Raw genomic sequence first — 13,075 nt, 5'->3', positions numbered from 1 at the left:
ACCGGTCCACCGATCCGCCGATCGGCCGATCGGCGACGACCGTCAGCCGGCGATCTGCTCGCGGACGGGCTCGACGGTCTCGATGCGGCCTTCCTGGATGGCGACGATCTTCTCGCCGCCGCCGGCGGGCACGTCGCCGGTCGACTCGCGGCCGACGATCGACGAGTCGGGGACGACGCGGCGGAACGGTGCGGGCTCACCCGCCCCTCGGGCGTCGATCCGCGCGACGAGGAGCTCGACGGCGCGCGCGGCGATCTGCTCGCGCCCGGGAGAGACGGACGAGATGGTGGGCACGGAGTAGCGCACGTCGTCGACGTCGTCGAAGCCGATGAGGGCGACGTCGCCCGGGACGTCGACGCGACGCGCGTGCAGCGCATGCAGGGCACCGAGGGCCATGGCGTCGTTGAGCGCGAACACCGCGTCGATCTCGACGCCGGAGTCGAGGAGCCGGGCCATCGTCTCGGCGCCGGTCGCGCGGTGCCACAATCCCGCCTCGCCGACGAGGCGGGGGTCGAACGCGATGCCCACGTCCGCGAGCGCCTGCTGGTAGCCCTCAAGGCGCAGGGCCGCGGAGCCGACGGCCTCGCCCGCGTGCGCGCCGACGACGGCGATGCGACGGCGCCCGAGCGCGACGAGGTGCGCCGTCGCGGCACGCGCCGCGGCGACGTTGTTCATCGTCACGTGGTCCGCCGGGGCACCGAAGACGCGCTCGCCGAGGACGACAAGGGGGAACGTGACGTCGAACAGCGGCAGGTCGGACGGACCGAGGGCGAGCGGCGAGAAGATCACGCCGTCGGTCATGTCCTGGTAGCGCCCGGAGAGCACCTGGGCCTCGCGCTCGCGGGTCGAGTTCGTCTGCTCGATGAGCACCGTGTACCCGTGGGACTCCGCCGCCCGGATGACCGAGTCGGCGAGCTCCGCGAAGTACGGGAGAGACAGCTCGGGCACCGCGAGCGTGATCATCCCGGTGCGCCGCGTGCGCAGGTTCCGGGCGGAGACGTTCATCCGGTAGCCGAGGTGCTCGATCGCCTCCTCGACCCGCCGGCGCGTCTCGGGTCGTACGTGCGGGTAGGCGTTGACGACGTTCGACACCGTCTTGACCGAGACACCGGCGCGGGCCGCCACGTCGTGCATCGTCACCGGCAAGCTGCTCACTCCTTCGGGATTCCGTGCCCTCCCGGGCCCGGATGGGTCAACTGTGCCACGCACGGGGCGCGGGCTGTCGGAAGCGTCGTCGACGAGTACTCTACATCGTTGTAAAGTGATTCCGTCGCTGCTCCCGACCACGGTCCGGGGCCGGCGCGACGCACATCCCGGCTCTCCTGACGCACCGCCGGACCACCACGAGCGAGGATCCCGATGACGCACCCCCGCGCCCGCGTGGCGCTGCACCCCGACTTCCGGGTCGGCCCGATCGACCGCCGCCTGTTCGGCTCCTTCGTGGAGCACCTCGGCCGCGCCGTCTACACCGGCATCTACGAGCCCGGCCATGCGGCCGCCGACGAGCACGGCTTCCGCCGCGACGTCGCCGACCTCACGCGCGAGCTCGGTGTGACGATGCTGCGCTACCCCGGCGGCAACTTCGTCTCGAACTACCGCTGGGAGGACGGCGTCGGCCCGGTCGAGGACCGCAAGCCGTTCCTCGACCTCGCGTGGCGCACCGTCGAGCCCAACCTCGTCGGCACCGACGAGTTCCTGCAGTGGGCCGAGCGCGAAGGCTTCGAGCCGATGATGGCCGTCAACCTCGGTACGCGCGGGGTCGAGGCCGCCGCGGCGCTCGTCGAGTACTGCAACGGCGAGGCGGGCACGCGCTGGGCCGACCTGCGCATCGCCAACGGCCGCACGGAGCCGTACGGCGTGCACCTGTGGTGCCTCGGCAACGAGATGGACGGCCCCTGGCAGATCGGCCACAAGGACGCGCACGAGTACGGCAAGCTCGCGGCCGAGGCCGGCAAGGCGATGAAGCTCGTCGACCCGTCGATCTCGCTCGTCGTGTGCGGGTCGTCGTCGATGCAGATGGACACGTTCGGCGAGTGGGAGCAGACGGTCCTGTCATACACGTACGACCTCGTCGACCACGTCTCGATGCATGCCTACTACGAGGAGCTCGACGGCGACCGCGCGTCGTTCCTCGGGTCGGGTACCGCGATGGACCGCTTCATCGACCGCGTCGTCGCGTCCGCCGACGCCGTGGGCGCGCGCCGCCGCTCGGACAAGAAGATCACCATCAGCTTCGACGAGTGGAACGTCTGGTACCTCGAGTCCCGGTTCCCCGGCGAGACGAACCTGCCGATCCAGCGCGACGCGCCCCGCATCATCGAGGACGTCTACTCGGCGCTCGACGCCGTGGTCGTGGGCGACCTGCTCGTCACGCTGCTCAACCACGCGGACCGCGTCCCCGTCGCGGCGCTCGCACAGCTCGTCAACGTCATCGCGCCGATCATGACCGAGCCCGGCGGCGAGGCGTGGCGCCAGCCGACGTTCCACCCGTTCGCGACGACGGCGCGCCTCGCACAGGGCGAGGCGCTCGACGTGCGCGTGGACTCCCCCACGACGACGACGAAGCGTCACGGCGACGTCCCGCTCGTCACCGCAGCGGCGACGCACGACCCCGAGACCGGCGCGCTCGCGCTGTTCCTCACGAACCGCTCGGCCGAGCCCGTCGAGGTCGACGTCGAGCACCTCGGCCTGGGTGTCGAGCTCACCGAGGGCTGGCGCATGGTCGCCGACCACGAGGCCGCCGTCGAGGGCCCCGCGCACGCACGCAAGGTCGTCGACGCGTGCTGGTCCGCGGTGGATCTCGCATCCGACGTCGCGGCTGGCCGCCCTGCAGAGGTCGCCCCGGGCGGACCGGCCGGTCACGGCGGCTCGCGCACCACGACGGTGACGCTCGCACCCGAGTCGTGGACCGCGCTGGCCGGGACGGCCCGCCCGGCCTGACCCGCGTCGTCGGGCACCGCCACCTGCACACCGGCGAGCGCGACGCCGAACCCCGGGTTACGCCCCCATCGACGGTCTGATGGGGGCGTAACCCGGGGTTCGGCACATCAGGTGACGCGCACGCGCGGGGGCGTCAGGGCCAGGTCAGCTCGGCGGCGGCCGACCCGGAGAGCAGCGCCGCGGTGAGTCCGACGAGCGCGACCGCGGCGGTGAGCCGTGCGCGGAGCCCGCGCCCTCCGGTCGGTGCGGTGAGCGTGCGGTGCAGGTCGTCCTTCTACATCGTTGTAAAGACGGGCCATGAAGAACCCCGGCCCTCGGGGGTCGGGGTCAGCGCGGGTCGATCGGAGGAAAGGCCTCCACGAGGCGGTGCCACTCGTCGCCGCGCAGCGGGAGCACGACGCCGTGCTTGGTGCGGTCGGGCAGGTCGAACGTGCCGTCGACGGGGGTCCAGCGACCCGAGGCCAGGTCGTGGGTGACGAAGGGGCGGTAACCCTGGCCGGCCTCGCCGTACTGGTCGACGAACAGATACCAGCGCTCGGCGTCGTTGGCACGGAACACGAGCGGGCCCTCGACGTGGCCGAAGCGGTCGGCGCCGATGCGCTCCGCGAGCACGACCGCGTCGTCGGACAGCGCGTGCGGCACGACGTCCATGTAGAGCTCGCGACCGCCCGGGCTGTTGTCCTTGTGGAAGCGGAACACGCGGCCGTCGTGCTCGATCATCGTCGTGTCGATCGTCGTGCGACCCGTGTCGAGCAGCACGCGCGCGGGCGAGAACGTCACGAAGTCGTTGGTCGTCGCATAGAGGATGCGGCTGTACGACTCCCCCGCGTGCTCGGTGTCCGCCGGGTCGTAGAGCGCCGACGACCAGTGCACGACGTAGTGCCCGCCGTGCGCGTCCCAGAACGCCTCGGGCGCCCACGCCATGCCCGCCTCGGGCGGGGTCACCTCGACGAGCCGCGGCTCGGACCACTGCACGAGGTCCGTCGAGCGCGCGACGACGAGGGACCTGCTGCCGTGACGCTGCCACGCGTCCCAGCCTGCGTCGTCGCCCCCGAACACGCGCAGGTCCGTCGCGACGAGGAAGAACTCGTCGCCGCCGGGAGAGCGCACGACGTGCGGGTCGCGCAGGCCGGTGGTCCCGAGCCGGGACTCGACGACGACGCCCAGCCGGTCCCACGCCGTCGGGTCGTCGCCGCGGCTCAGCGAGTAGTGGATCTTCTCCTCGTGGCCGTACGGGTCCTCGACGAAGTGCACGAGGAGGTAGCCGAACCGGGCCTGCGCGGCCCGGTCCCGCTCCCGCTCGCCCGCGCTCGCGGGCGGTGCGTCGACCTGGGTCACAGACCCTGGGCGAGGCGGTAGTAGACCTGGTTCCAGCGCACCTGGTCGCGGAAGCCGCGCCGCGTCGTGCTCTCGTCGATGACGAGCAGCTCGGTGCCCGCGATGTCGGCGAAGATCTCGAACGCGTCGATGCCGGCGGCCGTCGACATCACCGTGTGGTGGGCGCCGCCCGCAGTGAGCCATGCCTCGGCGGACGTCGCGAAGTCGGGACGGGGCTCCCAGACGGCGCGCGCGACGGGCAGGTGCGGCAGCGGCGCCGTCGGGGCGACGACGTCCACGACGTTCGCGGTGAGCCGGAACCGGTCGCGCATGTCCGCGAGCGACACGACGACGCCGACGCCCGGGTCCGCGTCGAACACCATGCGGACCGGGTCCTCCTTGCCGCCGATGCCGAGCGGGTGGATCTCGACGCGCGGCTTCGACGTGGTCAGCGAGGGGCAGATCTCCAGCATGTGCGCGCCGAGGATGCGCTCGCTGCCGGGCGTGAGGTCGTACGTGTAGTCCTCCATGAGCGACGCGCCGCCCGGCAGCCCCTCGCCCATGACCTTCGCGGCGCGCACGAGCACGGCCGTCTTCCAGTCGCCCTCGGCGCCGAAGCCGTAGCCCTTGGACATGAGGCGCTGCACCGCGATGCCGGGGAGCTGACGCAGGTCACCCAGGTCCTCGAAGTTCGTCGTGAAGGCCTTCGCCCCGACCGACTCGAGGAAGGTCTCGAGCGCGATCTCCTGGCGCGCGGCGTAGCGCAGCGACTCGTGACGGTCGCCGTCCTTGCGCAGCTCGGGGACGACGTCGTAGAGGGTCTCGTACTCGGCGACCAGCGCGTCGACGTCGGCCTCCGAGACGGCGTCCACCGCCGCGACGAGGTCGTTGACCCCCCACGTGTTCACGCTCACACCGAAGCGCAGCTCGGCCTCGGTCTTGTCCCCCTCGGTCACCGCGACGTTGCGCATGTTGTCGCCGAACCGGGCCAGGCGCAGCTCGTGCGTCGCGGCCCAGCCCGCTGCGCCGCGGACCCAGGCCCCGACGCGCGCTGTCACGGCCGGGTTCGACACGTGCCCGACGACGGTCGTGCGCGCGACCCCGAGGCGCGTCGCGATGTACGCGTACTCGCGGTCGCCGTGCGCGGCCTGGTTGAGGTTCATGAAGTCGAAGTCGATCGTGTCCCACGGCAGCTCGACGTTCGCCTGCGTGTGCAGGTGCAGGAGCGGCTTGCGGAGCTGGTCGAGCCCGCCGATCCACATCTTGGCCGGGCTGAACGTGTGCATCCAGGTCACGACGCCGAGCACTCGGTCGTCGGCGTTCGCGTCGAGCATCGCGCGACGGATCGAGACGGCGTCCTTGAGGACGGGCTTCCAGACGACGTTCGCGGGCACGTCGGACGACGCGTCGAGGGCGCGCGCGACCTCCTGCGACTGCTCGGCGACCTGCCGCAGCGTCTCCTCGCCGTACAGGTCCTGGCTCCCGGTGAGGAACCAGATCTCGCGATCCGCGTAGGGCTTGCTCATGTCGGTCCACATCTTTCGTGTCGTGGGCGGGGTCCGCACCGGTGCGGCCTCCCCCTGCTGCTGGTGCTGCCGGGTGCTGCGTGTCGTCAGTGCTGGTCTGTGCTGGTCAGTGCTGGCCGGACGAGGGCTGCTGGCCGGGCGAGGGCTGCTGCCCGTAGACGTTCTGGTAGCGCGCGTAGAGCGAGTCGACGTCGGACTGCGCGATGCGCGTCGGCTCGCCGAGCTGGCGGCTGATGTGCACCGTGCGTGCGACCTCCTCGCACATGACGGCCGCCTTGACGGCGGCGCGCGCGTCCTTGCCGATGGTGAACGGCCCGTGGTTGTGCATGAGCACCGCCGGGCTGCGCGAGCCCTGCAGCGTCTCGACGATGCCGCGGCCGATGGAGTCGTCGCCGATGAGCGCGAACGGGCCGACGGGGATGTCGCCGCCGAACTCGTCGGCCATCATCGTCAGCACGCACGGCACGGCCTCGCCGCGCGCGGCCCAGGCCGTCGCGTACGTGGAGTGGGTGTGCACGACACCGCCCACCTCGGGCAGGTGGCGGTACACGTACGCGTGCGCCGCCGTGTCCGACGACGGCGCCCGGTCGCCCTCGACGAGCGTCGCGTCGAGGTCGCACACGACCATCGCCTCAGGCGTGATGTCGTCGTACGCGACGCCGGACGGCTTGATGACGAGGAGGTCGTCGCTCCCGTCGGCGGCCTCGCCACGGACGCGCTCGGAGACGTTGCCCGCGGTCCAGACCACGAGCTCCCACCGCGGCAGCTCCGCGTGCAGCGCGGCGACGCGCTCCTTCGCCGCGTCGACGGCGGCGCGCAGGGCGTCGGGGACGACGGCGGGTGCGGCGGCGGCCCCGGCGGCGGCGGCCCCGGCGGTGGCGGTCTCGGGTGCCGTGCTCATGAGTTCTCCTGTCGTCGGGGCTGGAGCGCCGCCACGGCGGCACGCTCGGCGGCGAGGCCGGCGTCGTAGCGCTCGAGGTAGGTGGCGAACCCGGTCACGTCCGCGGGGTCGGGGTCGACGGTCGACAGCTCGGCGGACGCGAACACGCGGTCGCTCAGGTAGGCGCCGAGCTCGAGCGCGCCCGGCTCGGCCTTGCCGGCCGGGTCGGCCGTGCCCCCACCCCGTGCGAGGAGGAACGCGGCGAGCACCGCGATGCCCCACGCGCCACCCTCCCCGGCGGTACGGCCCACGGTGACCGGTGCGTCGATCGCCGCCGCGAGCAGCCGCTGCGCGACGCCCTCCGTCCGGAAGATCCCGCCGTGGGCGAACATCGCGTCGATGCCGACACCCTCACCGGCGAGCACACGCATGCCGAGCGCGAGCGTGCCAAAGGCGGAGTAGACCTGGGTCCGCATGAAGTTCGCGAGCGTGAGGCGGCTGTCGGGCGTGCGCACGAACAGCGGACGCCCCTCGTCGAGCCCCGTGATCGGCTCGCCCGAGAGGTAGTTGTAGGCGAGCAGCCCGCCGCCGTCGGCGTCCCCGTCGAGCGCCGCGCGCAGGGTCGCGCCGAACACGTCGTCGGCCGCGGCGGGCGTCCCGAGTGCCGCCGCCACCTCACCGAAGAGCCCTGCCCACGCGCTGAGCTCGCTCGCGCCGTTGTTGCAGTGGACCATCGCGACGAGGTCACCTGTCGGGGTCGTCACGAGGTCGAGCTCGTGGTGCACGCTCGCGAGCGGTCGTTCGAGCACGACCATCGCGAAGATGCTCGTGCCGGCGCTGACGTTGCCGGTGCGCGGCACGACGGCGTTCGTCGCCACCATGCCGGTCCCGGCGTCGCCCTCGGGCGGGCAGAACGGCACCCCGGGCTGGAGCGCACCGGTCGGGTCGAGCCACGCGGCGCCGTCGGCGGTGAGGCGCCCGGCCTCCTGGCCGGCGACGAGCACCTCGGGGAGCAGCTCCTCGAGCTTCGGCGCCTCCCGGCGACTCGCCAGACGCGCGTCGAACAGGTCGAGCAGACGGCGGTCGTAGCCGTGCGTCTCCGGGTCGACGGGGAACATGCCCGACGCGTCGCCGACGCCGAGCACGTGCCGGCCGGTGAGGCGCCGGTGCACGTAGCCGGCGAGCGTCGTGAGGGACGCGACGTGGGGCACGTGCGGCTCGTCGTCGAGCACCGCCTGGTACCAGTGCGCGACGGACCAGCGCAGCGGGATGTTGTGGCCCAGGAGCTCCGACAGCTCGGCCGCCGCAGGTCCCGTCGAGGTGTTGCGCCACGTGCGGAACGGGACGAGGAGCGCGTCGTCCGCGTCGAACGCGAGGTAGCCGTGCATCATCGCCGAGACCCCGAGGGCCCCGTACGCCGTGGGCCGCACGCCGTACCGCTCCTCGACGTCGGCGACGAGATGTGCGTAGCAGTCGCGCATCCCCGCCTCGACGGCGTCGAGCGAGTACGTCCACGTGCGCCCGTCGAGCTGGTTCTCCCACGCGTGGCTGCCGCTCGCGAGCGGCGTGCCGTCGGCGGCCACGAGGCACGCCTTGATCCGCGTCGAGCCGAGCTCGATGCCGAGCGCGGTCTCCCCCGCGATGACGGCGGCCCGAAGGTCGCTGACGTCGTCCTGCTGCCTCATTGCTGCTGCTCCTCGTCGCTGCGGCGCGCCTCGGTCGTCGTGCATGTTGTCGTGAATGTTAGCGCTCACACGGCGCGAGGCCAACCTCCTCGGCGAAACGGGTGACAGCGCTGCTCAGCCGCGAGGGCTCGTGGTGCTCTCGCGCACGACCAGCTCGGGCGGGATGGAGACGGGGCGCACCTGCGCGCCCGCGAACGCGTCGAGCATGAGCGCCATGCAGCGGCGCCCCAGCGCCGCGAAAGGCTGGCGCACCGTCGTCAGGGGCGGGATGAAGTGCCCGGCGCCCGCGACGTCGTCGAACCCCACGACCGACACGTCCCGCGGCACCCTCACGCCCGACTCCCAGAACGCGCGCAGCAGGCCGAGCGCGAGCTGGTCGTTGCCGGCGAAGACGGCCGTCGGCCCCTTGCCGGCGCGCAGGTCGGCCGCGAGCTCGCGCCCGACGGCGTACCCGCGGTCCGAGGACCAGTCACCGCGGATCGGCTCGGTGACGGGCGCGCCGCGGTCCTCCAGGGCGCGCCGCCACCCGGTCTCGCGCTCGCGCGCGTCGAACCAGTCGAGCGGGCCGGACAGGTGCACGACGGTCTCGTGGCCGAGGCCCAGCAGGTGCTCGGTCGCGAGCCGCGCGCCGAGGCGCTGGTCGACGGCGATGGGCAGGACGAGTCCCGCGGCACCGGGACGACGCCGCGCGTCCGGGGCCGCGGCGGTCCCGGCCTCGGCGCTCGGGGCCTCGTCCTCGACGCCCGGGTGGTCGCGCGCCGCGATCATGATCACGGGGACCGGCGCGCGGAAGGAGTCGACCGCGTCCGCGACGTCGGACTGCGGCGCGATGACGACGATCCCCTCGACGCCCTGGTCCATGAAGTGCTCGAGCACGCGGTGCATCGTGTCCGCGTCGTAGCGGCGGATCGTCGCGACGCTCACGAAGTAGCCCTGCTCGCGCGCGGCCTCCTCGACCGCGATGAGCGTCGACGTCGGCCCGTACAGCGCCGAGCCCGTCGTCACCACGCCGACGGTGCCGGACCGCATCGTCACGAGCGCACGGGCCGCGCTGTTGCGCCGGTAGCCGAGCGTCGCGATGGCGTCGAGCACGCGGTCCCGCGTCTCGGGCCGCACGCTGGGGTGCTCGTTGAGGACGCGCGAGACCGTCTGGTGCGACACGCCCGCGAGGCGCGCGACGTCGGCCATCGCGGGCGGGCGGGTGCGCGGGGAAGGTCCGGAGGGCCCGGTGTCGGTCACTTCGTCCCCTCCCCGCCGAGGCTCGCCGCGAGCTCGGCCGAGCGGTCGCGTGCGGCCTCCAGCGCGTCGAGGAACGCGGCGCGCACGCCCCCGGCGTCGAGCTGCCGCAGCGCGGCCACGGTCGTCCCGCCGGGTGACGACACGCGCTCGCGCAGGATCGCGGGGTGCTCGCCCGTCTCGCGCAGCATCGTCGCCGCCCCGTGCACGGTCGCGGTCGCCAGCTCGAGCGCGGTCGCGCGCGTCAGCCCGAGCAGCACGCCCGCCTCCGCGAGCGCGTCGACGACATAGAAGACGTAGGCCGGTCCCGACCCCGAGAGCGCACCGACGGCGTCCTGGTCCTTCTCCGCGACGCGCACCACGAGACCGGTCGACGCGAGGAGGCGCTCGACGAGCGCGACGTCGTCATCCGTCGCGGCGCTGCCTCCGCTCACCGCGCTGACCCCGGCGCCGACGACCGACGGCGTGTTCGGCATGACCCGCACGACCGCGGTGCCCGCGGGCAGCCGCTCCTCGTAGAACGACGTCGGGAGCCCGACGACGACGCTCACCACGACCGCGCCCGGCGCCACCTCGTCGCGCACCTGGGCGAGGAGGCCCGCGACGTCCTTCGGCTTGACCGCGACGACCACGACCCCGGCGCCGCGCACCGCCGCGAGGTTGTCCTGCGTCACCTCGACGTCGTGCTGCTCGGCGAGCTCGGCGCCGCGCTCGGGCCGACGGACCGTCGCGACGACGTCGGCGGTCGCCCACCCGCCCGCGAGCGCTCCGGACAGGACGGTCTCGCCCATGACACCTGTCCCGAGGACGGCAAGGCGGGGCGAAGAAGGCAGGTCGGTCATGTGCGGTCAGCTCCCGTGGTCGGTGAGGGCATTCTTGCGCATGTGGCGCCACGAGCAGACCCTGCCGCCACGGCCCCGTGCCAACAGCAGACCCTGACCTGACCGCGCTGGCTACTGGCCGGTCTCTGCGCGCTCCACCTCGTGCTCGTCGTCGTCCTCTTCGACGCCAGTCGCGGCAACCTCGATCAGGGACAGCCACGCGTTCAGCTCCGCGACGGCCTGCTCGAGCGTCAGGCTCAGCTGGGCGTCGGAGGCTGCGCGGCGGTAGTCGGCCGCCCAGTGCGAGTGGGCGACGACGACGCACGGCCACGTGCGCGCGGCTCGCCCCAGGGTCTGCGCGTCGCGTGCGCGCGCATCGAAGTTGTCGACGACGGCGGCGCGCACGGCCGCGGGGTCGTCGCCGATCTCGGCGAGCTGACGCAGCAGCAGCAGGTCCACGACGTCGCGGGCTCGGTCGTTCTCGAAGGTCGGCGGGTCGTGGGGGTCGGAGCATGCGTGGATCTTCTGAGCGACCTGGTACCGCAGGGCCAGCCCGACGAGGGCGTCGGGATCGGGTAGGCCGAGGGAAGCGAGAGGCGGCGCGGTGAACGACTCAGGCGCTCGGCCGGCAGCGCCCTCGTCGGGGGCGATCTCGACCTGGACCTTGCGCCACGTCTTGCCCTTCATCTCCAGGACGACGTTGAAGCGCCGCGGCTTGATCACGCGGGTGGGGGTGTTGATGACCTCGACCTCGGTGCGTCGAAGGGACAGCGGCCCCCAGGGCTCGTCCAGGACGTCGTCGAGCGTGACGAGGAAGCGATCGATGTCACCGCGGATGAGTCCGTCGACGTCCTTGGTGGCGCGCGTGGGAGCAGCCGGCAGGCGGTGTTGGAGCAGGGTGCCGCCCTTGAGCAGGAAGTGCGGCTGACCGTCGACGTCCAGCGCACGCTGGAGCACGGCGACGACGATGGTCGAGGCCACGAGCCAGCTCAGGCGTCCGCCGTAAGAGCCGACGCGCTTCTCGGTCTCGTTGACCCAGCTGTTCAGCATGGCCGAGGAGGCGGGGGGCTTGGCCTTGGGCTTCAGCTCGGCGAGGGCGCGGGGCAGGTCAGCGGGCTGCGTCACGGTCGTCGAGTCTCCTTCTGAGGCGCTCGCCCTCGTCGGCGGTGATGCGCCCGTTCTCGCGCGCACCATCCAGCGCCTGGCGCAGCAGGTAGGTCGGGGTGCCGGTGTCGATGCACTGTTCGATCGCGGTCGCTGGTTTGACGGTCGGGATCTGCTCGAACCAGCCGATCTGGCGTGGCTCGAGGTCTTGGTGGTGGACCTCGATCCCCTGCGCGCCGGAGCGGCGGATGCGCCGGCGCTTGGGCACGGTGACGTGGACCCGGTCGGGGTTGACGTCGCTGAGCTCGTACAGGGACAGGGCGGTCTCGTGGGACAGGGCTGCGTTCTCCACACCGGTCCACAGCACGGCCAGGTGCAGGTTGTCGTACTCGGTGGAGGGCACGACGGGCATGCGGTAGACGCCGTGGGCGACCTTCTCCAACGCGCCGCGCGCGACGAGCATGCGCAGCGCGTTCGGGCTGTGCCCTTCGCGCAGCGCGTCAGCGCGCGTGATGAACCCGTGGCGCTCGAAGGCCTCGTCGAGCAGGCGGTCGCGGGTGCTGGGCATGTCAAAAGTGTATCGAAAACGAGACAGTTTTGACACCTCATGCGTGGTGCACCCGCACACCGGCAGAACCACCGCGCACCAGCCCCGGGTCCAGCGCGAGAGGACCTGCCGCCCGTCACATCGAGTAGGCCTCGTACACGTCCTCGACGAGCTCCGCGGGCCCGGTCGCCTGGAGGACGGCGGTGCCGTTGCGCCACGTGACGGTCGCGGCGCCGTCGGTACCGGGGACCACGGCGTAGTGCCCCACGACGGCGTCCTCCACGGTGACGTCGCCCTCGACCGTCGGGGTCGCGTCGCCCACGAGATCCGTCGCCGCGACCTCAGCCTCCGCGTCGGTGGGCCACTGGCCCGCGACGACCGTGACGGTCGTCGAGCCCTCGCCCTCGGCGTCGGCGTAGACGAGCTCGTACGCCTCGAGCGCCCCCGCGGGCGTCCACGCGTCGGTGGCCGCGTCGCTGCGCAGCGCGAGGCCGAGCACCGTGGCGGGGAGCGCCTGGGCGAACGCGGTGGTCGACGTGCGCTCGGCGGGCTCGAGCGTCGGCGTCGGGGACTCCTCGGTCACGGTCACGGTGGGCGCCGGGTCGGCCGACGCGCCCGAGCGCGCGAAGCCCGGCCACACGAACGCGAGGAGCGCGACCAGCAGCGCCACGACGAGCAGGAGACCGACCAGGACGACGAGCCGCCGTCGGCGGTAGACCTGCCGGGAGGCCGGCCTGCGGTGCCGGCGGTCGGTGGCACCCACGGCGTCGGACGGGCGGCCGGGCGGGCCGACAGCGGGACCGGACGCGCGGCCCTGCGCTGAGCCGGGCGCACCCGGCACGGCGCCGGGGGCGGTGCCGGGCCGGGTGCCACCACCCTGAGCCCGCGGACCACCGGCCGGTCGGCTGCTCGTCGGCTGACCCACCACGCTCACCTCTTCCTGCGTCCGCCCTCGACCTCCCGGGGACTGGTGGGGTCAGCGTAGGACGCCGTGAGCCCCTGTCCCGCGCGGCGTCCCC

General features: G+C 73.1%; 11 protein-coding genes. 1 reads left to right on the top strand and 10 read right to left on the bottom strand.

Annotated elements, in window-relative coordinates:
- Nucleotides 1–42 precede the first annotated feature (42 nt).
- On the bottom strand, nucleotides 43–1,134 hold the full coding sequence (locus tag AC4H2G_RS00535) for a LacI family DNA-binding transcriptional regulator (RefSeq protein WP_494364101.1): 1,092 nt from the start codon (nucleotides 1,132–1,134) through the stop codon (nucleotides 43–45).
- Between the two features lie 225 nt (nucleotides 1,135–1,359).
- Here AC4H2G_RS00535 and arfA point away from each other — a divergent pair, with 225 nt between their 5' ends.
- Nucleotides 1,360–2,940, top strand: coding sequence for an arabinosylfuranosidase ArfA (gene arfA / locus AC4H2G_RS00530; protein ID WP_494363829.1), 1,581 nt, complete (start codon nucleotides 1,360–1,362; stop codon nucleotides 2,938–2,940).
- Nucleotides 2,941–3,267: 327 nt separating this feature from the next.
- Here arfA and AC4H2G_RS00525 read toward each other — a convergent pair whose 3' ends face one another.
- The 9 genes from AC4H2G_RS00525 to AC4H2G_RS00485 form a co-directional block, all read right to left on the bottom strand.
- Complete coding sequence (locus AC4H2G_RS00525; RefSeq protein ID WP_494363828.1) at nucleotides 3,268–4,278, bottom strand: glycoside hydrolase family 43 protein; 1,011 nt, start codon at nucleotides 4,276–4,278, stop codon at nucleotides 3,268–3,270.
- The gene (gene araA / locus AC4H2G_RS00520) at nucleotides 4,275–5,783 is read right to left on the bottom strand and encodes an L-arabinose isomerase (RefSeq protein ID WP_494363827.1); all 1,509 of its coding nucleotides are present in this window, start codon (nucleotides 5,781–5,783) and stop codon (nucleotides 4,275–4,277) included. The genes AC4H2G_RS00525 and araA overlap by 4 nt, the downstream gene beginning before the upstream one ends.
- A 106-nt stretch (nucleotides 5,784–5,889) precedes the next feature.
- Nucleotides 5,890–6,684 carry an L-ribulose-5-phosphate 4-epimerase gene (locus AC4H2G_RS00515; RefSeq protein WP_494363826.1) on the bottom strand — a complete coding sequence of 265 codons (795 nt, stop codon included), beginning with the start codon at nucleotides 6,682–6,684 and terminating at the stop codon, nucleotides 5,890–5,892.
- Nucleotides 6,681–8,348 carry a xylulokinase gene (locus AC4H2G_RS00510; RefSeq protein WP_494363825.1) on the bottom strand — a complete coding sequence of 556 codons (1,668 nt, stop codon included), beginning with the start codon at nucleotides 8,346–8,348 and terminating at the stop codon, nucleotides 6,681–6,683. The genes AC4H2G_RS00515 and AC4H2G_RS00510 overlap by 4 nt, the downstream gene beginning before the upstream one ends.
- A gap of 114 nt (nucleotides 8,349–8,462) precedes the next feature.
- The gene (locus AC4H2G_RS00505; RefSeq protein WP_494364100.1) at nucleotides 8,463–9,536 is read right to left on the bottom strand and encodes a LacI family DNA-binding transcriptional regulator; all 1,074 of its coding nucleotides are present in this window, start codon (nucleotides 9,534–9,536) and stop codon (nucleotides 8,463–8,465) included.
- Between the two features lie 47 nt (nucleotides 9,537–9,583).
- A complete protein-coding gene (gene proC, locus AC4H2G_RS00500) occupies nucleotides 9,584–10,426 on the bottom strand; it encodes a pyrroline-5-carboxylate reductase (RefSeq protein ID WP_494363824.1) in 843 nt (280 codons plus the stop codon).
- Between the two features lie 111 nt (nucleotides 10,427–10,537).
- Nucleotides 10,538–11,530 carry a nucleotidyl transferase AbiEii/AbiGii toxin family protein gene (locus AC4H2G_RS00495; protein ID WP_494363823.1) on the bottom strand — a complete coding sequence of 331 codons (993 nt, stop codon included), beginning with the start codon at nucleotides 11,528–11,530 and terminating at the stop codon, nucleotides 10,538–10,540.
- Nucleotides 11,514–12,077, bottom strand: coding sequence for a type IV toxin-antitoxin system AbiEi family antitoxin domain-containing protein (locus AC4H2G_RS00490; protein WP_494363822.1), 564 nt, complete (start codon nucleotides 12,075–12,077; stop codon nucleotides 11,514–11,516). Before AC4H2G_RS00490 ends, AC4H2G_RS00495 begins: the two co-directional genes overlap by 17 nt.
- A 115-nt stretch (nucleotides 12,078–12,192) precedes the next feature.
- A complete protein-coding gene (locus tag AC4H2G_RS00485) occupies nucleotides 12,193–12,819 on the bottom strand; it encodes a hypothetical protein (protein WP_494363821.1) in 627 nt (208 codons plus the stop codon).
- Between the last annotated feature and the right edge of the window lie 256 nt (nucleotides 12,820–13,075).

This window comes from Cellulosimicrobium sp. BMG9.23 (assembly GCF_059159985.1).
The sequence above is the reverse complement of the archived record's forward strand: the minus strand, read 5'-3'. Positions and strand labels throughout refer to the sequence as shown.

Coding starts and splice junctions, on each gene's coding strand:
- AC4H2G_RS00535 (WP_494364101.1), bottom strand. CDS start 1,134: ATGCACGACGTGGCGGCCCGCGCCGGTGTCTCGGTCAAGACGGTGTCG.
- arfA (WP_494363829.1), top strand. CDS start 1,360: ATGACGCACCCCCGCGCCCGCGTGGCGCTGCACCCCGACTTCCGGGTC.
- araA (WP_494363827.1), bottom strand. CDS start 5,783: ATGAGCAAGCCCTACGCGGATCGCGAGATCTGGTTCCTCACCGGGAGC.
- AC4H2G_RS00515 (WP_494363826.1), bottom strand. CDS start 6,684: ATGAGCACGGCACCCGAGACCGCCACCGCCGGGGCCGCCGCCGCCGGG.
- AC4H2G_RS00510 (WP_494363825.1), bottom strand. CDS start 8,348: ATGAGGCAGCAGGACGACGTCAGCGACCTTCGGGCCGCCGTCATCGCG.
- AC4H2G_RS00505 (WP_494364100.1), bottom strand. CDS start 9,536: ATGGCCGACGTCGCGCGCCTCGCGGGCGTGTCGCACCAGACGGTCTCG.
- proC (WP_494363824.1), bottom strand. CDS start 10,426: ATGACCGACCTGCCTTCTTCGCCCCGCCTTGCCGTCCTCGGGACAGGT.
- AC4H2G_RS00490 (WP_494363822.1), bottom strand. CDS start 12,077: ATGCCCAGCACCCGCGACCGCCTGCTCGACGAGGCCTTCGAGCGCCAC.